Here is a 22,079-nt window from a genome sequence, read left to right on the forward strand (position 1 = left end):
AAAGTCCCAGAACGAGGGGACGATTTGGTCTGTACTCGGACCTTTTCATGGTCTACGGTCTTGGAAATTCCTTCCGAGTCGTCACCGGTGAGGTGTCATGAGGTCTGCCCGCACGGTCTTTTCGATGCTCGGCGTCGCTCTTCTGGTGGTGGTCTCGGGAGTGTTCAGCGCTCCCGGGGCGCGGGCGGGGCTGGGGCGGTGTGGTCGGCTGGACGCCTCGCTGAGCTGGCACGGGGCCAATCGGGTCATGCTTCAGCGGTTCCTGGACGATGTCTGCGCGAGCGGTACGCGGGGGCGGCTCGCGATCTTCGACTGGGACAACACCGTCATCAAGAACGATGTCGGTGACGCGATGGTCTTCTGGCTCTTGCGGCACGACAAGGTCCGGCAGCCGCCCCGAAAAGACTGGGCTGAAACCAGTCCTTTCTTGACCCCGGCGGGCGTTGCCGCACTGGGGGCCGCGTGCGGTCGCGCTCCGGCCGGCCGGCCGCTCCGGACGAGCTCCGACGCCGGTTGTGCCGACGAGATCCTGTCGGTCTACTCCGAGGGCAAGACCACCGGTGGCGCGGACGCCTTCGGGGGGTTCGACCATCGGCGGGCCGAGCCGTCCCATGCCTGGGCCGCGCAGTTGCTCGCGGGTTATACGCCGGGGCAGGTGCGCGGGTTCGCGGCGGCGGCTCGCCGGGAGAACCTCTCCGCCCCCCGGGGTGCCGTGCAGAGGGTGGGCAGCCGCGAGGTGACGGGCTGGATTCGCTACTACGACCAGATGCGGGATCTGCTCGGGGCGATGCGGAGATCCGGGCTGGACGTGTGGGTCGTTTCGGCCTCTCCGCAGCCGGTGGTCGAGGTGTGGGCGGCGGGCGTCGGAGTGCGGCCCAACCGGGTGATCGGGGTGCGGACGGTTCGGGACCGGGGCAGGCTGACCAGCGGGCTTGCCGGGTGCGGGGGCGACGCCGAGGCCATTCCGTACATCGACGGGAAGCGTTGCCTGATCAACCAGGAGATCCTCGGGCTGGCGGCACCGTTCGAGCGGGCGCCCCACCATCTGCGGCAGGTGTTCGCGGCGGGGGACTCCGATACCGACGTGGCCTTTCTGCGGGACGCCACGACAACGCGGCTGGTCGTCAACCGCAACAAGCCCGAGGTGATGTGCCGCGCCTACCACGGCGGGTGGCTCGTCAATCCCATGTTCATCGAGCCCAAGCCCGCCAAGGCCGGGCGCTATCCCTGCTCCACCACTGGCTACACGACCTCTTCGGGGGCTTCCGCGCCCGTGGTCGATGACAACGGCGTCGTTATCCCGGACCAGACCGACTCGGTCTTCTAGAGGGGATCGTCCATGTCCATGTTCAGCCGTCGAAGGTTCATCACCTCTTCTGTCGGGGCCGCGGCGGCGGTCACCGGCCACCAACTCCTCCGGCCGGACGCGGCCGCGGGCGCCGCCGCCGGCGGCCTGGCCGACGCCAAGCACATCGTCATCCTGATGCAGGAGAACCGCAGCTTCGACCACTACTTCGGGTTGCTGAAGGGCGTGCGCGGCTTCGGCGACCGCGCGGCGATCCAGCTCCCGGGTGGGCACAGCGTTTTCAACCAGCCCACAGGCGGTGGCCGCCAGTACCCGTGGCAGTTCTCCAAGACCGAGCCCGCCGGGGGCGCCGACCCCGAGCGGCTGGCCCAGTGCAACGGCGACCTCCTCCACGGCTGGCGCGACCAGCACAAGGCGTGGAACAACGGCAAGATGGACGCGTGGGTCGAGGCCAAGGGCAACGTCCGCACCCTGGGATACCTCACCCGGGACGACATCCCCTTCCACTACGCGCTGGCCGACAACTGGACGATCTGCGACGCCTACTTCTCCTCGGTGCTCAGCGCGACGGGGCCCAACCGCACCTACCACTGGAGCGGGCAGATCGACCCCGAGGGCAAGGCCGGAGGCCCGGCCTACGACGGCGGGGACGCGTCCGGTCTGCGCTGGCAGACCTACGCCGAGGCATTGGAGAAGGCCGGGATCAGCTGGAAGGTCTACCAGAACGCCGCCGACAACTACGGCGACAACGCCCTGGCGTACTTCAAGCAGTTCGCCGAGGCCCCGGCCGGGAGCGCTTTGCGGACCAAGGGCATGTCGTCGGTCCCGAAGGTCACGGGGAGAACGCCCGATGACATCGTCGCCGCGCTGAGATCGGACGTGCGGAACGGGAACCTGCCGCAGGTCTCCTGGATCGTCCCCAACCAGGAGGTCTCGGAGCACCCGATGGCCACTCCCGCCGACGGGGCGCGGTTCGTCCACCAGATCATGGACGCGCTGAACGCCGACCCCGCCGTGTTCGACTCCACCGTCCTGTTCCTCAACTACGACGAGAACGACGGCTTCTTCGACCACGTCCCGCCGCCGGTCGCGCCCTCGGGCACCCCCGGGGAGTTCTACGACGGCACCAACATCGGGCTGGGCATCCGCGTCCCGCTGCTGATCATTTCGCCGTGGACCCGGGGCGGGTGGGTCTCGTCGGAGGTCTTCGACCACACCTCGGTCCTGCGGTTCCTGGAACGCTGGACGGCCGCACTGGGCAAGCCAGCCACCGCGCCCCACATCAGCGCCTGGCGTCGCGCGGTCTGCGGCGATCTGACCAGGGCCTTCGACTTCTCGAACCCGGTGTACGGGATGCCGCGGCTCCCTGCCACCGCCGCCATCGGCATGAGCAACTGTTCCGGCCTGCCCAACCCCGCCCCGGTGGACAACAGACTTCCCGTCCAGGAGCCCGGGACACGTCCGGCGCGGCCGACGCCGTACCAGCCGGGCGCCCATCTCGACCGGCTCGAGTTCCAGTCGGGCGGCATCATCCTGGCGTGGATCACGATGGTCAACGGGGGCGCGGCGTCCACGCATTTCGCGACCTACGCCAATGCCCACCGATCCGGCGGCCCCTGGCAGTACACGGTCGGCAAGGGCGGCGACGAGAGCGACTTCTTCAATTGCGGCACCGGCTACGGGGACGGCAAGTACGACCTCACCGTCATCGGCCCCAACCGGTTCCTGCGCACCTTCAAGGGCGACGCCACCAAACCGGGTGCCAAGCTCGCCGTCGCCACGTCCTACGCCAACGCACCGAACACCGGGAAGCTCGCGATCTGGTTCGAGATGGCCAACTCCGGCACGACACCGGTCACCTTCACCATCACCTCGAACCACTACCGCTCAGATGGGCCCTGGAGGTACGACGTGCCCGCGGGCGCCACCGCCAAGGACTACTTCAACGCCGTCACCGTCGCCCGGGGCTGGTACGACTTCACCATCACCGTCAACACCGACTCCACCTGGTCGCAACGCTTCACCGGCCACCTCGAAACGGGAGCGCCGAGCGTCACCGGCTGACCCGACAAAAGCCGCGGAGACTCCCGAACCGCTGGTGGGGGTGAGGCGTCTGAGGGGGCATGGCTGATCAGCGAGTGGTGAAGCAGCGGTCCGCTGGACGGGCCGTCCTCTATACCGTGCTCTTCTTCGTCCTGGGGGGCGGGGCGCTTGTCGCGCTGGTCGTGACGGCCGTCCTCGCCTACCTCGCCTCCGACCAGCCGTCCGGAAAGACGACGGGACGGGTCATGGACAAGTCCCATGTCGCCATCGTCCTCTACACCCCGGAGGGCGGCCGGTCGATGACCACGACGATCGACGAGGACCTGGACGTCGGTGACGAGGTCGAGCTGCGTTACGACCCCGCCGACCCCCGTGCGGCCGTGAAGCACCAGGGGTGGGGCCCGGCCGTCGTGGCCGGGGCGGTGCTCGTCGTCCTGACGGCCGGGGCGCTGTGGTCACTGGTGCGCGGGCTGGGCCACGCCATCGGCCGCCGCAAGCGGGTCGTCGCGCCTCCGATCCCGCCTGCCTGACCGGCGGCCCGCGGACTGTCGGAGGGGTGGCCTACGGTGTGGCGGCATGAATGATCAGCCTTCGGCCGGGCGGGACGAGGACGAGCTGGTGCTCCCGGCCGACCTGCGGCGGCAGCTGCATCCGCGGCGCGGCGGCCACCCCGGTCCGGCGCTCAGGGCCGACCAGCGATCCGTGGCGTGGCTGCGCGAGCGCCGGGACGCGCAGTGGTCCGACGCCGAGCCGCTGCTCGCGCTGGTGGCGCCGGGGTCGGGGTGGGACGACGCCGCGCGCCGGTACCTCGGCGGCGAGGCCGATCCGGTGGGCGCCGCGGCGGTCGCGCTGATCCCGTGGAAGGTCGAGGAGACGGTGCCCGGCTACGGGTCGCCGTCCGACTGGGTCAGGCGAGACGGTGTGTGGGCCCACCCGCACGGGGTTCTCGACGAGAACCGCGAGGACGAGACCGACTGGGTCCGCAGCGGCTACGGCGGCTACGGCAAGGGGAGCGCCCCCGAAGGGCTGCTGGAACTGCAGAACGGGCTGGCGCACGTCTGGAGCTCGGAGCACGGCCCGGCGTTCGCTGCGTGCGCGCTGGTCGAGCTGAGCACGGTCGCGGCGACCTGGGTCGCCGGTTCGAAGATCCGGTTCCGGCCCGGAAGGAACCTGTGGCTCGGCCAGGACGCGGCCAGACGCCTGCGCACCCTGCTGGCGGCGGCCGATGACCGCGAGTACGCGGACGCGGCCGAACGGCTGGCCGCGCACCGCCGGACCGTCCAGCAGAAGGTCGTCGCGTCCTACCTCGTCCCCACCCGGCACGACTGGCTGGACGAATGTCAGGAGTGGCTGGACGACGGCCCCGACTGGCGGTCCGAGTGGCTGCACATCGTGCTCGCGACACCCGAGCGGCTCAAGGCGAGCAACAGGCTGGCCCACGAAGAGCACCCCCTGGGTCTGCTGGTCACGCTGGCCGACGCCGCCGGAGCCGACGCCCTCGCGCTGTTCGCCCAAGGGTTGGACGGTGACGCCGACGACACCGAGCGCAGGCGTCTGCTCAAGGTGATCGGTCTGATGCCGTACGACGCGGTGTTCCCGCTGCTTCTCGACCGCCGCGCCGACCGGGACGTCGGCGCGGCGCTGACCGCGGCGACGACCCGGTTCCCGGCACGGGCGCTGCGGCGGCTGGCCGAGGCGGGCGCCACGGAGTCGCTGGCCGAGCATGTCCGGGCCCATCCGGGGCTGGCCGCGGCGATGCTGCCCGATCTGCCGGACGCCTCGCGCGCGGCCGTCGAGGGCGTCATCGCGGCCGAGACTCGGGTCCCCGACGCGGCGGCCGATGATCTGCCCGGCCTGCTCGTCCGACCGCCGTGGACCCGGGAGCGGGCGTCGTCGAGACCCGTGATCGTCCCCGGGCTGGAGCCGCCCGGTGGGGTCAGCATGACCTGGGCGCCGGGGGAGCGGGAGGCATGGTCCGTCCCCGACCTTCCATACGGGACGGACCTCGACCCGGCCACCGCCGACTGGGAGGCGCTGGCCAAGGAATTCCGGTCTCCCTGGCCCAGGGCAGCCGAACTGCTCTCGCTCGGCCCCGAGAAGACCGTCCGGCCCCTCCTCGCCGAGTGGGACGGCGAGTGGACGATCGGTGGCGCGCGGTGGATGCGGTGCCCGGTCGGCCGTTTCGGCGAGGACGCGCTTAGACCGGCCCTGGCGGCGGCCAAGGCGAGCCCCGCGAGCAGCGGAGAACTCCTGCTCCCATACCTGAACGCCGAGGTCGCGGCGCTGATGGCCGGATGGCTTGACAGCAGCAAACCGGCCCGGCGGGTGGCGGTCGCCTGGTTCGTCCGGCACGGCGCCGACGCCGCCCGCATGCTCATCCCCGCTGCGCTCGGCAAAACCGGCAAGAAACGCAACCAGGCCGAGGGAGCACTGCGGCTCCTGGCCCGCCGGACGGACACCGCGCGGATCGTGGCGGCCGCACGCGGCCTCGGCCCCGATGCGGCGAGCGCGATCGAGACGCTGGTAACCGACCCGCTGGAGTTCCTGCCCGACCCGCTGCCGGACGTCCCGCGCTGGGCCAACCCCGGCGCGCTCCCGCAGATCCTGCTGCGGGGCCGCGAGCGAGCGCTACCGGTCGCGACGGCCGGTCATGTGATCACGATGCTGGCGATGTCCGTCCCGGACGACGTCTACGCGGGCGTCGATCTGGTCCGCGAACGGTGCGACGGCCGATCCCTCGCCGAGTTCTCCTGGGCGCTGTTCGAACGCTGGGAGCGCCATGGAGCGCCGCCCCGGGACGGCTGGGCGATGGACCAGCTCGCCTGGCTCGGCGACGACGAGACGGTGCGCGGCCTGGCCGCCGCGATCGAGGTGTGGCCGGGCGAGGGCGGTCACCAGAAGGCGGTGCGCGGGCTGGACGTCCTCGCCGCGTTCGGCACCGACCTGGCGCTTATGAACCTGCACGGCATCGCCCAGCGGGTGAAGTTCAAGGGGCTCAGGGTCCGCGCCGAAGACAAGATCGAGGAGATCGCGGCGACCCTCGGGCTGACGACCGAGCAGCTCGTCGACCGCACCGTGCCGGATCTCGGCCTGGACGCCGACGGCAGCATGGCGCTCGACTACGGCCCGCGCCGCTTCACCGTCGGCTTCGACGAGAGGCTCGCCCCGTTCGTCCTGGACGAGGACGGGCGTCAGCGCAAGACGCTGCCCCGCCCGGGAGCGGGCGACGACACCGACCTGGCCCCGTCCGCCTACCAGCGGTTCGCCACGATGAAAAAAGTGGCGCGGGCCAGCGCCACCGACCAGATCCGGCGCCTGGAGCAGGCCATGGTCACCGGACGGCGATGGTCCGCGACCGAGTTCCAGGAGCTGTTCGTCGCGCACCCCCTGGTCTGGCACATCGCCCGCCGCCTGATCTGGCTGGCCGAGTCCGGCGACGTGACGACCGCCTTCCGGGTGGCCGAGGACCGCACCTTCGCCGACGTGCGCGACCAGCCGTTCACGCTCCCCGCCACGGCGACCATCGGCATCGCCTACCCACCGGACCTGGGCCCCGACCTGCCCGCCTGGAAGGAGACCCTGGACGACTACGAGCTCCTGCAACCGTTCCCCCAAGTCGAAAGGGAGACCTACACACTCTCCGACCATGAGCGCGGCAGCGATCACCTCACCCGCTTCGAGGGCCGCACCGTCCGCACCGTGCGAGTGCTCGCCCTGCGCCACCGCGGCTGGAACCGCAACGGCCACGGACTCTCCCGCACCCTGCCCACCGGCCAAAGCGTCCTGCTCGACCTAGACCCGGGGCTGCCCTTCGGAAGCCCAGACGACGAACCAGAACAACGCATCACCACCGTCCACCTCCCCACCCCCGGAACCCACTTCGGCGAACTAGACCCAACAACCACCTCCGAACTAATCGCCGACCTCACCACCCTGACCCACCCCTAAAACCCCACCCCCACCCCCCACCACTCACAGCAACCCGACAGCCCTCCACCCCCCAGCTCCGCCACAGCACGCCCCCACCGGCCCCCTGCTATCTCACGCCGCTGCGCTGGCACGCCGAGCTGCCATGCCGTGCATGCGCGCCGCGCTGCCAGACCCCGCCGCGCAGCGAGGCCGCACGCCACGTCACTCCTGTTCGCCCTGCTGCTACGTCACGCCGGTGCGCCACGCTGCGACACCGCACCACGCAGCGCTGCTACGTCACGCTGGTGCGCTGCCGCGTCGCGCTGCGAGGCCGCGTGCCCCCACGTCATGGCGGTGCGCCCTGCTGCTACTTCACGCTGCCACGCCACGCTGCCACGCCACGCTGCCACGCCACGCTGCCACGCCACGCTGCGACACCGCACCACGCAGCGCTGCTACGTCACGCTGGTGCGCTGCCGCGTCGCGCTGCGAGGCCGCGTGCCCCCACGTCATGGCGGTGCGCCCTGCTGCTACTTCACGCTGCCACGCCACGCTGCCACGCCACGCTGCCACGCCACGCTGCCACGCCACGCTGCCACGCCACGCTGCCACGCCACGCTGCCACGCCACGCTGCCACGCCACGCTGGTGCGCCGCGCTGCGCAGCCACGTCGCGCGGGTGCGCTGTGCAGGTGCGCTGTTGTCACGCCGCGTCGCGCCACGCCGCCACGCCGCCACGCCGCCACGCCGCCACGCCGCCACGCCGCCACGCCGCCACGCCACGCCACCACGCCACGCCACGCCACCACGCCACGCTGGTGCGGCGCGCTGCGACGCCACCCCATGCCCCGCTGCCACGCAGCGCTGTGCCGCCACAGCGCGGGTGCGCTGCACTGCCAGGCCGCGCTGCCAGGCCGTGTTGGTGCGTTGCTGCCACGTCGCGCTGCTACACCACCCTGGGACGCTGCGCTGGCACACCGCGCTGCCAGGCCGCGCCGCGACGCCACATCACACCGCGTCGTGCTGTCCCGTCACGCCGCCGCGCTGCTGTCATGCCGTGCTGCGACACCACGCCCAGCCACGTAGCGTCGCGCTTCCGCCGCGCGCTGTGTTGCGTTGCGTTGCGTTGTCAGGCTGCCGCGCTGGGTTGGCCCTGCTGCCGCGTTGGTGTGCGTGGCGTTCGCTGATTCGCGCTGTCAAACCCGGGCCGGCGGCCGGTCGGGTAGGGGAGCGCTGCTTGTTTTCGGTGAGGCTGGGAGGTTGGCGTCGATCTTGCCGGTTCGCGCATGTTGACGAGCGCCACGATGAACAGGGCGATGTCGACGGGGCAGGGGTGGGATCATTCTTGGCTGATATCATTTGGGCATGATGTCGACGGTGCAGGTTTCCTTGATGCATGTGCTGGCTGATCCGCTGCGGTTGCGGATCATCACGTTGCTGGCGCGCGAGACGTTGTGCACGACGCACCTGGTGGAGGAGACCGGGGCGCGGCAGACCAACATTTCGAACCATTTGCGGGTGCTGCGCGAGGCGGGGGTGGTGGACACCGAGCCGTGCGGGCGGTTCACCTACTACCGGCTGCGTCCCGAAGTGATCGAGGATCTGGCCGGTGCGCTGGGAGAGCTGGCGGACACCGCGCGGGTGACGGCGGAGACCGGCCGTAAGAGGGCCTGCTGATGACGGTGACCGAGCGCGGCGCGGCGCCTTCGGGCGTGGTGGCGAAGCTGTCGACGCTGGATCGGTTCCTTGCGGTGTGGATCCTGGTGGCGATGGGTGCCGGGCTGGGGCTGGGACGGCTCGTCCCGGGCCTGGACGACGTTCTCGCCAAGGTGGAGGTCGGTGGGATCTCGCTGCCGATCGCGCTCGGGCTACTGGTGATGATGTACCCGGTGCTGGCCAAGGTGCGTTATGACCGGCTGGACGCCGTCACCGGCGACCGGCCGCTGATGGTGTCGTCGCTGGTGGTCAACTGGGTGGTGGGCCCGGCCGTGATGTTCGCGCTGGCCTGGATCTTCCTGCCCGACCTGCCCGAGTACCGCACCGGCCTGATCATCGTCGGGCTGGCGCGCTGTATCGCGATGGTCATCATCTGGAACGATCTGGCCCGCGGGGACCGGGAGGCCGCCGCGGTGCTGGTCGCGCTGAACTCGGTGTTCCAGGTCATCATGTTCGGGGTGCTGGGTTGGTTCTACCTGGAGTTGCTGCCCGGCTGGCTGGGGTTGGGCGAGGGTGAGAACCTCGACATCTCGATGTGGAAGATCGCGGTCAACGTGGTGGTGTTCCTGGGCGTTCCGCTGGCTGCCGGGTATCTGACACGGCGGCTGGGTGAGCGGCGGCTGGGCCGTGACCGTTACGAGAACGCCTTCCTGCCCAAGATCGGGCCATGGGCCCTGTACGGGCTGCTGTTCACCATCGTCATCCTGTTCGCGCTGCAGGGCGACACCATCACCTCCAAGCCGCTGGACGTCGCCCGCATCGCCGTCCCGCTGCTGGTCTACTTCGCGGTGATGTGGTTCGGGACCTTCGCGCTCGGCAAGGCCATCGGCCTGACCTACGAGCGCACCACCACGCTGGCCTTCACCGCCGCGGGCAACAACTTCGAACTGGCCATCGCGGTCGCCATCGCCACCTTCGGCGTCACCTCCGGACAAGCCCTGTCCGGTGTGGTCGGGCCCCTGATCGAGGTGCCCGTCCTGGTCGCCCTGGTCTACGTCTCACTCGCCTGGCGCCGCTCCTTCGAAAGGGAACAGTCGTGACCGACAAGCCCAGTGTGCTGTTCGTCTGCGTGCACAACGCCGGACGCTCCCAGATGGCCGCCGCGTTCCTGTCCCACCTGGCCGCAGACCGCATCGAGGTCCGCTCGGCGGGATCGGCGCCCGCCGACAGCGTCAATCCCGCCGTCGTGGAGGCGATGAACGAGGTCGGCATCGACATCTCCGCCCAGACCCCCAAGATCCTCACCGTCGAGGCCGTCCAAGCATCCGACGTGTGCATCACCATGGGCTGCGGCGACGCCTGCCCCGTCTTCCCCGGCAAGCGCTACCTCGACTGGACGCTCCCCGACCCCGCGGGCCAGGGCGTCGAGGCCGTCCGTCCCATCCGCGACGAGATCCACACCCGCGTCCAGACCCTCATCAAGGAACTCCTGGCCTGATCGGCCCCGGCCGTCCGTGACGTGTGGCGGGACCGCGACTGGACCGGCCGTCTGTGACGCGGGTCGAGACGGGGTCGGCTGTCCGTGACGCGGGGGCGGCGGCCCCAGCCGTCGGGGACCGGGGGCTGGGGGCCGCCGGTCCCGGGGGGTTTACCAGGTGGTGGGCTTGCCGGGGGTGTGGAGCCAGACTTTGAAGAAGCCGTCGAGGTCCTGGCCGGAGATCTTCTCGGCTAGTGCCTCGAACTCCTCGGTGGTGGCGGTGCTGTGCCGGTTCTCGGCGAGCCAGGTGCGGGTGAGCTGCATGAAGCGGTCGTCGCCGATGCGTTCGCGCAGGAACTGGAGTGCCATTCCGCCGCGGAAGTAGACCGAGCGGTGGAACATCTGGTCGCGGGTCGGGTCGGCGGTGACGACGTCCCAGAAGGCGGGCCGTCCCGGGGGCATGGGCGGCGGGTTGTCGTAGAGCTGTTCGAACGCGGTCTGCGCGGACTGGCCGCCGTGCTTCTCGGCCCAGAACTTCTCCGTCCAGAGCGCGTAGCCCTCGTTCAGCCAGACGTCCTTCCAGTGGTGCGTGGAGACGCTGTTGCCGAACCACTGGTGGCTGATCTCGTGCACCACGCCCTTCTCGACGGGGTGCTTCTGGTAGGTGGGGCGGTTCTGGGTCTCCAGCGCGTTCTCGATGTTGAGCGGCGGGACGCCGTTGTTCTCGATGATGGAGCCGGTGGAGGTGAACGGGTAGGGGCCGAAGAAGCCCGCTAGTTCGTCGGTGGCGCGGGTCGTCCAGCCGGGGGTGCTGAGCGTGTCGGGGTGCGAGGCCACCTCGGGGTCGACGGCGTCCAGTTGGAAGACGCCCTTGGGCGTGGTGGTCGTGGAGACGTTGAAGCGTCCGATCGAGGACGTCGCCAGGTACGTCGCCATCGGGCTGTCCTCGCGCCACAGGAAGGTGTCCTTGCCGTGGGACGTCCACTGCTTGACCAGGTGGCCGTTGCCGATGGCCTTGAGGCCGCGCGGGACGGTCGTCTCGATCGTGAACAGGGCCTTGTCCCGGGGGGTGTCGTTGGACGGGAACCAGGTGGACGCGGCGTTGGGCTGGGAGACGATCGTGGCTCCGTCGGGGGTGTGCAGGAACCCGTATGGCAGGTCATGCACGATCGGGCCGCTGAGCGTTTCGGGGACGCCGTCGTACCGGACGGTCACCGTGAACGAGCTGTTCTTGCGCAGGCCCCTGCGCGGGGTGATCTCCAGTTCGCGGGCGCCGGTGCGGGTGAACGTGACCTTCTTGCCGTTCACGTGGACCGAGCGCACGTCGAGTTTGTAGAGGTCGAGGTTGAATCGGGAGAGGTTCTGGGTGGCGGTGGCAGTGAGGGTGGTCGTGCCCGTGAGCCGGTCGGTGCCGGGGTCGTAGGCGGTCTTCAGGTAGTAGTGCCCGACGTCGTAGCCGCCGTTGCCGAGGTCGGGGAAGTAGGGGTCGCCGAGTCCGGGCGCGCCGGGCTCGTACCGGACGTCGGCCGACGCGGTGGGCGCGAACAGGCCGAGGGCCGCGGCCCCGACCGCGGCGACCGCGAGGGGGAGCCGGTGTGCGGGCCTGAGAATCGTCATGAGTGACCTCTCCGTAGGTACTTTCACGGACGAACTAGACACGATCCTTACTCCGCCCCAGCCGGGATGTCGATCATGGCGGGTCAAAAATGATCTTCGGGACCGGAGCCGGACACGCTCGCGCGGTGATGTTCCCCCGTTGTTCGCGGGAGGGGGACGTCATAGGCTCCCGGGCACCGGCCGGGGGTGGTCTCCCCGTCCTCACAGGGTGAGGAGGCGGTGGGGATGGTGGAGCGGCGGGACGCGCTGGTGGCGCGCCTGGGCGCCCTGGTGGGCCGCGCGCCGGTGGTGATCCTGGTCGGCGGTGCCGCCGGAATGGGGAAGTCCTGGCTGGTCGAGCGGGTGCTCGCGGTGGCCGGGGCGGGCAGGCCGGTCGTGGTCGGATGCCGGGGGCTGCCTTCGGGTGCGCACGTGTTGACGCGCGAACTCGTCGCTGGGGTCGTCGAGGCCGGTGGCGACGGCGCGCTCGCGGAACGTGCCAGCGCGGCGATCGAGAACGCCGACGCCGACGAGTACCGCGTGTGCGCGGAGGTCCGCGCGCTCTTGGGGGCGGCGAGGACGACGGTCGTGGTGGAGGACGTCGAGGCCGCCGACGTCGGGTCCCGGCAGGTGCTGCGCTACTTGGCGACGCGTCCGCCCGCCGGGCTGGTGCTGCTCCTGACCCACGCGGCCAGTGCGGCGCCGCTGGGCGGACGGCTGGGGACCACGGCGCTCGGGGCGGTGTGCCGGGTGGAACTGGGGCCGCTGGACGTCCCGGAGGTGGCGGCGATCGCGTCCGGGATCACCGGGACGCCGGTTCCGGACGAGTGGGCGGGCCAGGTCCGGCGGCTGACCGGAGGGGTGCCGCTGTTCGTCCTGGAGGTGCTGAAGCGGGTGAGGCCCGGCGACGGCGAGCCGGAGGGCGCGCTGTCCCGGCGCGGGATGCCGCCCGTGATCGCCGAGATCGCCGAGGAGCGGCTGGCGGCCCTCCCGCCCGCCGTCCGCCGGGTGGTGACGGTGGCCGCGCTGGTGCGCGGGCCGGTGGCCGCGCCCCTGCTCGCCGGGGCCTGCGGGCTCGCGCCCGAGAAGGTGGAGCGGGCGCTGCTGAGCGCGGTCGACGCCGGGGTGCTGGTCGGGCGCGGCGGGTCGGCCGGATTCCACCCTCCGCTGCTGGCGGCGGTGATCCGGGACGGCATGCCCGCCGGTGACCGGGTGCGCGGGCACGCGTTGATCGCCGGCGCGTTCGAGCGGCAGGACGGGGACGCGGCGCTGGCCGAGCTCGTCCACCACAGCCGGGCCGCGGGCGACCTCGCCGCGGCGGCGCGGTACGCGGAGCGGATCGCCGCGCTGGACGACGACCACACCGACCACACGGTGAGGCTGCTCCAGGGGTTGCTGCGCGAGCCCGCGCTGCCCGCCCCGGCGCGGGACGCCCTGGCCGGACGGCTCGGCCGTCTCGCGCTGAACAGCCTGGCCTACGACGAGACGATCGCGCTGCTGCGCGAGATCGTCACCGACGGCCGGCTGCCCGCCGGGCTGCGTGGCGAGCTGCGGCTGAGCCTGGCGCTGGTGCTGAAGAACCAGGCCGGGGAGGGCGAGGCCGGGCGGCTCGAACTGATCCGCGCGGTCGGTGAGCTGCGGCGGCGCCCGGCGCTGGCGGCGCGGGCGATGTCGGCGCTGGCCCATCCCTACTGGGGCCGGTCGCCGCTGGCCGAGCATCTGGAATGGCAGGCCGAGGCCGAGCGGATCGTGCCGGAGCGCGGTGACCCGGCGCTGCTCACGGCGGTCGCGGTGAACCGCGCGGCGGTGCTGATGCTCGTCGGCGATCCGGGGGCCTGGACGGTGGCCGCCGCGCTGCCCGAGGACGGGTCCACGGCGGGCGAGCGCGAGCAGCTGCTGCGCGGCTACTCCAACCTCGCCGACGCGGCGATGTCGCTCGGCCACCACGCGGCGGCGGGCGACTTCCTCGCGAAGGCGGGCCGGCTGGCCCGGCGGACGGGGCCGTCCTACCCCGCGCGGCTGGCCACGGGCACCGGACTCCGCATGGACCTGGCGTCCGGGCGGTGGTCCGGTCTGGCCGAGCGGGCCCGGCGGCACCTGGACGCCGCCGCGAACACCCCGTATGCCGTCAGCGACGCGGTGCTGGTGCTGGCGCAGCTCGCGCTGGCCCGTGGCGAGTGGGACGAGGCCGAGGAGTTCCTGCGCGCGCCGAGCCTCCAGGTCACCGGCGGGTGGTGCGGGCCCTCGGTCACCACCGGCGCCGCGACACGGATCCGCCTGGCCGTGCTGCGCGACCGGCTCCCGGACGCCCTGGCGGAACTGGCCGCCGCGCTGGAGCTGGTCGGCGACAAGGGCGGCTGGGTGTGGTCGGCGGAGCTCGTCGAGGCGGCCGTGGACGCGCTGCTGCGGGCGGGCGACCGGGACCGCGCGCGGCGGGTCGTGGGGGAGTGCGAGGCGGGCGTCCGCGACCGCGACGCGCCGTTCGCCCACGCGCTGCTCGGGCACTGCCACGCGATGATCGCCGCCGTGGAGGGACGTATCCCGCAGGCCGTGGCGATGTTCACCACCGCAGCGGACGGCATGGCCGCGCTGGCCCGTCCCTACGAGCGGGCGCGGGCGCTGGAGGCCGCGGCCCGGTGCCTGATCGACACCGACCCCGGCCGCGCGCTCGCCCCGGCGGCGCGGGCGGCGGAGGTGTTCACCGAGCTCGGCGCGACCTGGGACGCGGCCCGCTGCGGTCATCTCGTCCGCGAGCACGGCGGCGCGTCCGGCGGACGGCGGGGACGGCGCGGTTACGGCCGCGAGCTGTCACCGCGCGAGCTGGACGTGGCGCGCCTGCTGGCGTCGGGACGCACCAACAAGCAGATCGCGGAGGTGCTGTTCCTCTCCCCGAGGACGGTCGAGCGGCACGTCGCCAGCGTCCTGCGCAAACTGGGCACAACCCGCAACGCCGTGCGCGTTCCTGATTAATTGGGTAGCGGTACGCACAGTTTCCTGCATTGCTTCCCGCAGTGGTGATCTCGGACCGTGGGCGGCACGCACCTTTCCCACCCCTCCAAGGAGGACCATCGTGCGTACCACCCGAAGAATGGGGCTCATCCTGCTGAGCCTCCTGGCCCTGGTCGCGGCCATGGCCACCACCGTGCCCGCCGCCGCGGTCGCGGCCGCCGAGTCCGGCTACGTCGTCGTCCTGCGCGACGGCGACGCCGACCCGGCCGCGATCGCCACCGGGCACGTCCGCCGCCACGGCGGCAAGGTCGGCCACCTCTACCGGCACGCCCTGCGCGGCTTCTCGGCCACGCTCACCCCGGCGGGCGCCGAGGCGCTGCGCCGCGACCCGCGCGTCAGGGCGGTCGAGGCGGACCAGGTCGTCCGCATCACCGACCAGACCACGCCCACCGGAATCGGCCGGACGTTCGCGGCGGGCAACCCCAACCTGAAGATCAACGGCAAGGACGACCTGTCCATCGACGTCGACGTCGCGGTGCTCGACACCGGCGTCGACACCCGGCACCCCGACCTGACCGTGGCCGCCCACACCGACTGCGTCAACCGCACGTCCTGCACGGACGGCACCGGCACCGACGACCACGGCCACGGGAGTCATGTCGCCGGTATCGCCGCCGCCCGCGACAACGGGATCGGCGTCGTCGGCATGGCGCCCGGCGCCCGGATCTGGTCGGTCAAGGTGCTGGACGCCAGTGGCAGCGGCCAGCTCTCCGGCGTGACCGCCGGAGTGGACTGGGTCGCCGCGCACTCCGACGAGATCGAGGTCGCGAACCTGAGCCTCGGCTGCGACGGCTGCACCGACAACGCGCTGAGCCAGGCCATCTCCAGCGCGGTGGGCAAGGGCGTGGTGTTCGCCGTCGCGGCGGGCAACAACCACAAGGACGCCCGGACGTTCTTCCCGGCCAACCACCCCGACGTGATCACCGTGTCCGCGCTCGCCGACTTCGACGGCGCGGCCGGCGGGGGCGCCGCGTCCACCTGCCGCGCCGACAAGGACGACACCCTGGCCGACTTCAGCAACTTCGGCGCCTCCGTCGAGATCGCCGCGCCGGGAACGTGCATCAACTCCACGTCCAAGCAGGGCGGGTACGCCACGCTCAGCGGCACGTCCATGGCGGCACCGCACGTGGCGGGCGCCGCCGGGCTGCTCACCGCGAACGGCAACCGGGCCACCGGCCGGGACGGCGCCCTGCGGATCCGGCAGCGGCTGATCGACACGGGCAACACCCGGTGGACCGACGACTCCGGCGACGGCATCACCGAGCCGCTGCTCGACGTCGGCTCGACCGGCGACTACCCGGCGGGCAGCGCGGACCCGGGCCGTCCCACCGCCGTGTTCACCGCGTCCTGCTCCACCCAGAACACGACCTGCGCGTTCGACGCGAGCGGCGCGTCCGACTCCGACGGCACCATCACCGGGTACGCCTGGGAGTTCGGCGACGGCTCCACCGGAACCGGCCGGACGCCCTCGCACGAGTACGCCAAGCCGGGCCACTACAGCGTCCGGCTCGTCGTCACCGACGACGACGGCAAGACCAACGTCACCCGGCGCCTGGTCAAGGCCGGTGACCTGCCGCCCACGGCGGCCTTCACCGGACGCTGCCAGAGCTCGGTCTGCTCGTTCGACGGGAGGGCGTCCGGCGACGCCGAGGGTGCCATCACCTATGCCTGGTCCTTCGGCGACGGCGGCACCGCCACCGGTGCCACCGCGTCCCACACCTATCCGGCCGAGACCAAGCGCTACACCGCGACCCTGACCGTCACCGACACCCGCAAGCAGACCGGGAGCACCACCCGCCAGGTCCGCTGCACCAAGGTCGTCACCTCCGCGATCTGCCACATCCAGCCCTGACCCAACCCGACCGGATGCCGCCGTCGACTCCCCCGACGGCGGCATCCGCCTTCTCACCGTCCGCGCGGGACGTGGACCGAGGCGCTCAACCGGATGTCGCCCGCCGAGGCGCCGAGCAGGACGCCGTAGTCGCCCGGCTCGACGCGCCACCGGTCGGTGGCGGTGTCGAACATGGCGAAGGCCTGCTGGTCCAGGCGCATCGACACTCGCCTGGACTCGCCGGGGCGGAGCCAGACCTTGGTGAAGCCCTTGAGCTGCTTGGGCGGCTCGCCGGTGGAGCGCGGCGAGGCGACGTAGACCTGCGGGACGACCGCGCCCGGACGGTCGCCGATGTTGCGGACGGTCGCCGTCACCGTCACGGCCGGACGGCCGTCGAGCGTCCCGTCGGGCCCGGCGGGCGCGGCGGTGAAGGCGCGGGCGCTCAGCCGGAGGTCGCGGTAGTCGAAGCGGGTGTAGGACAGGCCGTGGCCGAAGGGGTACGCGGGCGTCACACCGTCGGCGTCGTAGTGCCGGTAGCCGACCTTCAGGCCCTCGTCGTAGGTGACCTGCTGGTCGTGGCCGGGAAACTCGCCGATCAGGTCGGCGTCCCGCCGGGGGAAGGTGACCGGCAGCCGGCCGGACGGGTCGACGTCGCCGAACAGCACCTTGGCCAGGGCCGATCCCGCCGCGCTGCCGCCGTACCAGGCCTCGACCACGGCGCGCACCCGGCCCGCCCACGGGGTCGCCACGGCGGTTCCGGTGGTCAGCACGACGATGGTGTTGGGGTTGGCCGCGGCGACGGCCTCGATGAGCGCGTCCTGGCCGTTGGGCAGGTGGGTGGTGCGGGCGTCCTGGCCCTCGCTCTGGAAGTCGCGCGCCACGACGATCGCCACCCGCGACCGGCGGGCCAGCTCGGCCGCGGCCCTGACGTTCGGGTCCACGGTGCCGGACGGCGCGCGCCAGCCGAACTTCAGGCGCCGTGTCTCGTCCACGTGCGGGTTGTCCCCGGAGGGCCGGTAGTCGATCCGCAGGTCGTGCCGCTCGCCCGCCTTCAGGGTGACGGTCGCGCTCTTGGGGGTGTCGTCGTGCTGCCCGGAGTTGTCGATGAGGACCTCGCCGTCCAGATGGACGGTGGCGGGGTCGAAGCTCGACAGGTCGAAGGCGTACTCCCCGTCGGCCGGGGCGGTGAGGGCGCCGGTCCAGCGGACCGAGCGGGCGTTGCGCGGGGACGGCGGCAGCCCGGTGCCCTGCCCGGTGAACCACGCCTGCTCGATGTAGGCGCCGGGTTCGACGCGGCTGGTGAGCGGCGAGGTGAAGTCGGCTCCTCGGTAGTAGGTGGTGGTCAGGCCACGGGTCGTGCCGTCGGCGGCGGTGAGCACGGCCGAGGGCGTTGGCGGCAGCCCGGGGGCGTTGCTGGCGGAGTTCACCTGGTCGGTGCCCGGCGCCCAACTGACCTGGGCGTTCCCGGCCCGTGCCTTGATCGCGTCGAGGTAGGTGTCCTTCTTGGGCGGCTTGGAGTTGGTGCTGCCGCCGCCGTAGGTCGCGGTGGTGTTGGCGTCCGCGCCGATGACGGCGATGGACGAGGGCGACCCGAGGGGGAGCGCCCGGCGGTCGTTCTTGAGCAGCGTGACGGTGTCCTCGGCGAGCCGGCCCGACTCGGCGGCGTGCTCGTCGATCGGGATGGCCGTGCGCCGTGGCGGGTCGTCATAGACACCCGAGGCCAGCATCGCCCACAGGATGTTGCGGACGGCCCGGTCGACGCTCGTCTCGCGGACGCGTCCGTCGCGGACGGCGGCCAGGAGTCCCTCGCCCATCACTCCCGTGGGGAACTCGGCGTCCAGACCGCGCTCGACGGAGTCGACGCGGTGCTCGGCGGCGGCGTCGGTGCGGACGAAGCCCTTGAAGCCCCATCGCTCGCGCAGCGTCCGGTTCAGCAGCGCGTCGTTGTCGCAGGCGAACGTGCCGTTGATCTTGACGAACGCGCACATGGCCGACATCGCGCGGCCCTTGGTGAAGGCGGCCTTGAAGTGCGGCAGGTACAGCTCCTGGTAGGTCCGCTCGTCGATCTCGACGTCCAGCCGGGTCCGCCAGGTCTCGACGTTGTTGACCGCGTAGTGCTTGACGTTGGCGATCACGCGGTTGCCCTGGATGGCCCGCGTCTCCGGCGCGGCGAGCCGGCCGATGAGGTACGGGTCCTCGCCGAGCGCCTCGGAGGTGCGCCCGTGCCGGGGGTCGCGGGCCAGGTTGAGGGTGGGGGCGAGGATGACGCCGTACCCGTCGCGGCGCGTCTCGTCGCCGAGCAGCCTGCCGTAGGCCGCCGCGGTCCGGGGGTTCCACGAGGCCGCCAGCGCGAGCGGGGTGGGCAGCTGGGTCTTGCCGTTCACGCCGGTCGAGCCGTCGACCATGGTCAGGTCGGGCATGCCGAGCCGGGTGATCCCCTTGAGGTGGACCTGCCAGGTCTGGTCGCCCTCGACCTTGCGTCCCGCGCTCGACAGCAGCGAGACCTTCTCTTCGAGGGTCATGGCCCGGACGAGGGCGTCGGCGCGGTCGCCCGGGTCGAGCGCGCGGTCGAGCCAGGGGCGGGGCCGGGAGTGGGCGGACGGGACGGCGATGCAGGACAGGGCGAGGGCGGCCGCGGTCAGCAGGGCCGCGCGGCGCCGGGGGCGTGCGCTCATGGTGGTGTCCCTCGGGTCACTTGGGCTGGACGGCCTGGACGTACTGGTCACCGGCGTAGAACGTCGCGGGGTCGACGGGCTCGCGCAGCTTGCCGAAGGCCACGAACAGCCGCTGGAGGCCGTGCAGCCAGCGTCCGATCGTGCCGTCGCGGGTCTGGCGCGCCAGCTCGGCCGAGGTGACGAGCCTGATGTTGGCGGCCTCGGCCTTCAGACCGGGCTCGGGGATCTTCAGGAACTTCGCGGTGGCCGCCACGGCCTCGTCCGGATGGGCGGCGCGGTGGTCGTTGGCCTCCTGGATGACCTTCAGGACCTTGGCCGTGGTCGCGGGGTCGGCCTTGGTGGCCGAGACGAACGCCGTGGGGAAGCTGGTCCCCGGGTAGAAGTCGGCGTTCTTGGCCAGTTCCACCAGCTTCGGCACCCGCTTCTTGACCGTGTCGACCAGCGGGTACCAGATCCCGGCGGCGTCGATCTGCCCGGCGGAGAACGCCGAGACGACCGTGCTCGGGTCCATCGGGACCTTGTTCACGTCCTTGATGGTCATTCCGGCACGTTCCAGCGCGAGCCGCAGGACCATGTCGCCGGACGTCCCTTCGGGGACGCCGACCTTCTTGCCCTTCAGGGACGCCACATCGGTGATGCCGGGCTTGGCGATCAGCCGGTCGGCGAAGCCGAGGCTGTTGATCGCGATGATCTTCGCCCGGCCGGTGGCCGGGAGCCAGAGCGCGCCGGGGCCGACGTACCCGTAATCGAGGTCGCCCGCGCCGAGCGCCTGGATCTGGAGGGGCCCGTTGGTGAACGACTTGGTGTCGGCCTTGAGCCCGTGCTTCTTCCACAGGCCCCGCTTGCCGGCCACGGCGAGCAGGCTGGCGCCGTTGAAGTCGGAGTTGTAGCCGAACCTGACCTTGACGGCGCCGTCGTCGTCGGAATCGGAGCACCCGGTGAGCAGCGGGCCCAGCAGGGCCATGGCCGCGAGCACGGCCTTGGAGGTTCTCATGACGTGCCTTTCGCCGGGGCGGGCTGGTGGTAGACCGCGCGCCAGACGCGGTTGCGGATGCGGGCGAACTCGGGGGACAGCCGCACCCGCTCGGTGCGCGGATAGGGCAGGTCGACCTCGACGACCTCGTGCACGCGGCCCGGCCGCGCCGCCATCACCACGACCCGTCCGCCGAGGTAGACCGCCTCGTCGACGTCGTGGGTGATGAACATGACCGTCCGGCGCTCGGTGCTCCAGGTCGCCAGCAGCTGGTCCTGGAGCTGGACGCGGGTCAGCGCGTCCAGCGCGCCGAACGGCTCGTCCATCAGCAGGATGCCCGGGTCGGCGGCGTAGGCCCGCGCGATGGCACAGCGCTGCTTCATGCCGCCCGACAGCGTCTTGGGCAGCGCGTCGGCGAAGTCCTCCAGCCCGACGAGCCGGATGAAGCGCTCGGCCCGCGCGCGCCGCTCGTCCCGGGCGACCTTGGCCAGCCGCAGCCCGAACTCCACGTTCTTGCGGACGGTCAGCCACGGGAACAGCGCGTACTGCTGGAAGATCACCCCGCGGTCCGGTCCGGGGCCGCCGACGGGCTCCCCGTCGATCAGGACCCGGCCGCTGGTCGGCTCCTCCAGCCCGGCGGCGATGTTGAGCAGCGTGCTCTTGCCGCAGCCGGACGGGCCGACGACCGTGACGAACTCGCGGTCGGCGATGCCGAGCGAGACGTCGCCGACGGCCGCGAACTCGCCGCCGCCCAGCGCGAAGACCTTGCCGACGCCCCGGAACTCGATCTTGTCGTGGTTCATCGCCGCTCCTGCCATCCCGTGAGCCGCTTCTCCAGCAGGAGCAGCAGCCGGTCCATCAGCAGGCCGAGCACGCCGATGGTGATCAGCGCGACGAAGATCGTGGCCAGGTCGTAGTAGACCTGCGCCTGCTGCATCCGGTAGCCGAGCCCGCCCTGCGCCGCGATGAGCTCGGCGGCCACGACCGTCGCCCAGGCCGAGCCGAGGCCGATACGCATCCCGACCAGGATGAACGGGGTGGACGCCGGGACGACCACCCGGCTGAAGATCGTCCAGTCTCCGGCGCCGAGCACCCGGGAGGCGTTGATCAGCGTGCGGTCCACGCCGACCACGCCCTGGTAGGTGGAGACCACGCTGGACAGGAAGGCCGCCAGGAAGATCACGAAGATCTTCGGGGTCTCGCCGATCCCCAGCAGCACGATGGCCAGCGGGATGATCGCCAGCGGTGGGATCGTCCGGAAGAACTGCACGTACGGCTCGATCAGCCCGCGCGCGATCCCGTACCAGCCCATCAGGAAGCCCACCGGGACGGCGAGCCCGGTGCCGAGCGCGAAGCCGAGCAGCACGCGCCGCAGGCTGGCCAGGGTGTCGCCGGCGAGCGTCCCGTCGGCGACCATGTCGCCCGCCTTGGCCAGCACGGCCGGGGGATCGGGCAGACCCTGGACGCCCGCGGCGGCCAGTGCCCACCACGCGCCCACGCCCGCGACGACCGCGACGCCGTTGTAGACGACCAGCGGGACGGACCGCCGGGGCTTGGGGGGCGTGGACGCGGTGCCGCGCTTCATCGTCGTCGTGGCCATGGCGC

Annotated in this window: 14 protein-coding genes; 9 read left to right on the top strand and 5 right to left on the bottom strand. The window is 71.9% G+C overall.

All coding sequences use genetic code 11. The features are described from left to right. Nucleotides 1–97: 97 nt before the first annotated feature. The 7 genes from ACQPY4_RS06565 to ACQPY4_RS06595 all read left to right on the top strand — a co-directional run bounded on the left by ACQPY4_RS06565 (nt 98) and on the right by ACQPY4_RS06595 (nt 10,411). Nucleotides 98–1,327 carry a haloacid dehalogenase-like hydrolase gene (locus ACQPY4_RS06565; protein WP_433333471.1) on the top strand — a complete coding sequence of 410 codons (1,230 nt, stop codon included), beginning with the start codon at nt 98–100 and terminating at the stop codon, nt 1,325–1,327. 12 nt (nt 1,328–1,339) lie between these two features. Next, nucleotides 1,340–3,370, top strand: coding sequence for a phosphocholine-specific phospholipase C (locus ACQPY4_RS06570; protein ID WP_433333473.1), 2,031 nt, complete (start codon nt 1,340–1,342; stop codon nt 3,368–3,370). A 59-nt stretch (nt 3,371–3,429) separates the two neighbouring features. Beyond that, the gene (locus ACQPY4_RS06575; RefSeq protein ID WP_433333475.1) at nt 3,430–3,879 is read left to right on the top strand and encodes a hypothetical protein; all 450 of its coding nucleotides are present in this window, start codon (nt 3,430–3,432) and stop codon (nt 3,877–3,879) included. Between the two features lie 46 nt (nt 3,880–3,925). Further along, complete coding sequence (locus tag ACQPY4_RS06580; RefSeq protein WP_433333477.1) at nt 3,926–7,297, top strand: DUF4132 domain-containing protein; 3,372 nt, start codon at nt 3,926–3,928, stop codon at nt 7,295–7,297. A gap of 1,352 nt (nt 7,298–8,649) precedes the next feature. Beyond that, on the top strand, nt 8,650–8,934 hold the full coding sequence (locus ACQPY4_RS06585; RefSeq protein WP_433338828.1) for an ArsR/SmtB family transcription factor: 285 nt from the start codon (nt 8,650–8,652) through the stop codon (nt 8,932–8,934). After that, nucleotides 8,934–10,013, top strand: a complete 1,080-nt coding sequence (gene arsB / locus ACQPY4_RS06590; RefSeq protein ID WP_433333478.1) for an ACR3 family arsenite efflux transporter — start codon at nt 8,934–8,936, stop codon at nt 10,011–10,013. The genes ACQPY4_RS06585 and arsB overlap by 1 nt, the downstream gene beginning before the upstream one ends. A gap of 53 nt (nt 10,014–10,066) precedes the next feature. Continuing rightward, nucleotides 10,067–10,411: an arsenate reductase ArsC gene (locus ACQPY4_RS06595; protein ID WP_433338830.1), complete on the top strand. Its 345-nt coding sequence runs from the start codon at nt 10,067–10,069 to the stop codon at nt 10,409–10,411. Nucleotides 10,412–10,561: 150 nt separating this feature from the next. Here the strand turns inward: ACQPY4_RS06595 and ACQPY4_RS06600 are convergent, their stop codons facing one another. Continuing rightward, nucleotides 10,562–12,007, bottom strand: a complete 1,446-nt coding sequence (locus tag ACQPY4_RS06600; RefSeq protein ID WP_433333480.1) for a M1 family metallopeptidase — start codon at nt 12,005–12,007, stop codon at nt 10,562–10,564. A gap of 225 nt (nt 12,008–12,232) precedes the next feature. On the opposite strand from ACQPY4_RS06600, the gene ACQPY4_RS06605 reads away from it, so the two are divergent. Both ACQPY4_RS06605 and ACQPY4_RS06610 read left to right on the top strand, forming a co-directional pair. Then, on the top strand, nt 12,233–14,956 hold the full coding sequence (locus ACQPY4_RS06605; RefSeq protein ID WP_433333482.1) for a LuxR C-terminal-related transcriptional regulator: 2,724 nt from the start codon (nt 12,233–12,235) through the stop codon (nt 14,954–14,956). A 100-nt stretch (nt 14,957–15,056) separates the two neighbouring features. Beyond that, nucleotides 15,057–16,847 carry a S8 family serine peptidase gene (locus ACQPY4_RS06610; RefSeq protein WP_433333484.1) on the top strand — a complete coding sequence of 597 codons (1,791 nt, stop codon included), beginning with the start codon at nt 15,057–15,059 and terminating at the stop codon, nt 16,845–16,847. 53 nt (nt 16,848–16,900) lie between these two features. On the opposite strand, the gene ACQPY4_RS06615 is transcribed toward ACQPY4_RS06610, so the two are convergent. The 4 genes from ACQPY4_RS06615 to ACQPY4_RS06630 are packed head-to-tail and all read right to left on the bottom strand — an operon-like array spanning nt 16,901 to nt 22,074. Then, on the bottom strand, nt 16,901–19,501 hold the full coding sequence (locus tag ACQPY4_RS06615; RefSeq protein ID WP_433333486.1) for a glycoside hydrolase family 3 protein: 2,601 nt from the start codon (nt 19,499–19,501) through the stop codon (nt 16,901–16,903). Nucleotides 19,502–19,517: 16 nt separating this feature from the next. After that, nucleotides 19,518–20,495 (bottom strand): aliphatic sulfonate ABC transporter substrate-binding protein, encoded by a 978-nt coding sequence (locus tag ACQPY4_RS06620; protein WP_433333488.1) that lies wholly within the window; start codon nt 20,493–20,495, stop codon nt 19,518–19,520. After that, nucleotides 20,492–21,277: an ABC transporter ATP-binding protein gene (locus ACQPY4_RS06625; RefSeq protein WP_433333490.1), complete on the bottom strand. Its 786-nt coding sequence runs from the start codon at nt 21,275–21,277 to the stop codon at nt 20,492–20,494. Before ACQPY4_RS06625 ends, ACQPY4_RS06620 begins: the two co-directional genes overlap by 4 nt. After that, nucleotides 21,274–22,074 (bottom strand): ABC transporter permease, encoded by an 801-nt coding sequence (locus ACQPY4_RS06630; RefSeq protein WP_433333492.1) that lies wholly within the window; start codon nt 22,072–22,074, stop codon nt 21,274–21,276. The genes ACQPY4_RS06625 and ACQPY4_RS06630 overlap by 4 nt, the downstream gene beginning before the upstream one ends. Between the last annotated feature and the right edge of the window lie 5 nt (nt 22,075–22,079).

This window comes from Spirillospora sp. CA-294931 (assembly GCF_050946795.1).
In the GTDB taxonomy this organism is placed as follows: Bacteria; Actinomycetota; Actinomycetes; order Streptosporangiales; family Streptosporangiaceae; genus Spirillospora.

Excerpts from the sequence above, each read along its gene's own strand:
- ACQPY4_RS06565 (WP_433333471.1), top strand. The coding sequence starts at position 98 with ATGAGGTCTGCCCGCACGGTCTTTTCGATGCTCGGCGTCGCTCTTCTG.
- ACQPY4_RS06570 (WP_433333473.1), top strand. The coding sequence starts at position 1,340 with ATGTCCATGTTCAGCCGTCGAAGGTTCATCACCTCTTCTGTCGGGGCC.
- ACQPY4_RS06575 (WP_433333475.1), top strand. The coding sequence starts at position 3,430 with ATGGCTGATCAGCGAGTGGTGAAGCAGCGGTCCGCTGGACGGGCCGTC.
- ACQPY4_RS06580 (WP_433333477.1), top strand. The coding sequence starts at position 3,926 with ATGAATGATCAGCCTTCGGCCGGGCGGGACGAGGACGAGCTGGTGCTC.
- ACQPY4_RS06585 (WP_433338828.1), top strand. The coding sequence starts at position 8,650 with ATGCATGTGCTGGCTGATCCGCTGCGGTTGCGGATCATCACGTTGCTG.
- arsB (WP_433333478.1), top strand. The coding sequence starts at position 8,934 with ATGACGGTGACCGAGCGCGGCGCGGCGCCTTCGGGCGTGGTGGCGAAG.
- ACQPY4_RS06595 (WP_433338830.1), top strand. The coding sequence starts at position 10,067 with ATGGCCGCCGCGTTCCTGTCCCACCTGGCCGCAGACCGCATCGAGGTC.
- ACQPY4_RS06600 (WP_433333480.1), bottom strand. The coding sequence starts at position 12,007 with ATGACGATTCTCAGGCCCGCACACCGGCTCCCCCTCGCGGTCGCCGCG.
- ACQPY4_RS06605 (WP_433333482.1), top strand. The coding sequence starts at position 12,233 with ATGGTGGAGCGGCGGGACGCGCTGGTGGCGCGCCTGGGCGCCCTGGTG.
- ACQPY4_RS06615 (WP_433333486.1), bottom strand. The coding sequence starts at position 19,501 with ATGAGCGCACGCCCCCGGCGCCGCGCGGCCCTGCTGACCGCGGCCGCC.
- ACQPY4_RS06620 (WP_433333488.1), bottom strand. The coding sequence starts at position 20,495 with ATGAGAACCTCCAAGGCCGTGCTCGCGGCCATGGCCCTGCTGGGCCCG.
- ACQPY4_RS06625 (WP_433333490.1), bottom strand. The coding sequence starts at position 21,277 with ATGAACCACGACAAGATCGAGTTCCGGGGCGTCGGCAAGGTCTTCGCG.
- ACQPY4_RS06630 (WP_433333492.1), bottom strand. The coding sequence starts at position 22,074 with ATGGCCACGACGACGATGAAGCGCGGCACCGCGTCCACGCCCCCCAAG.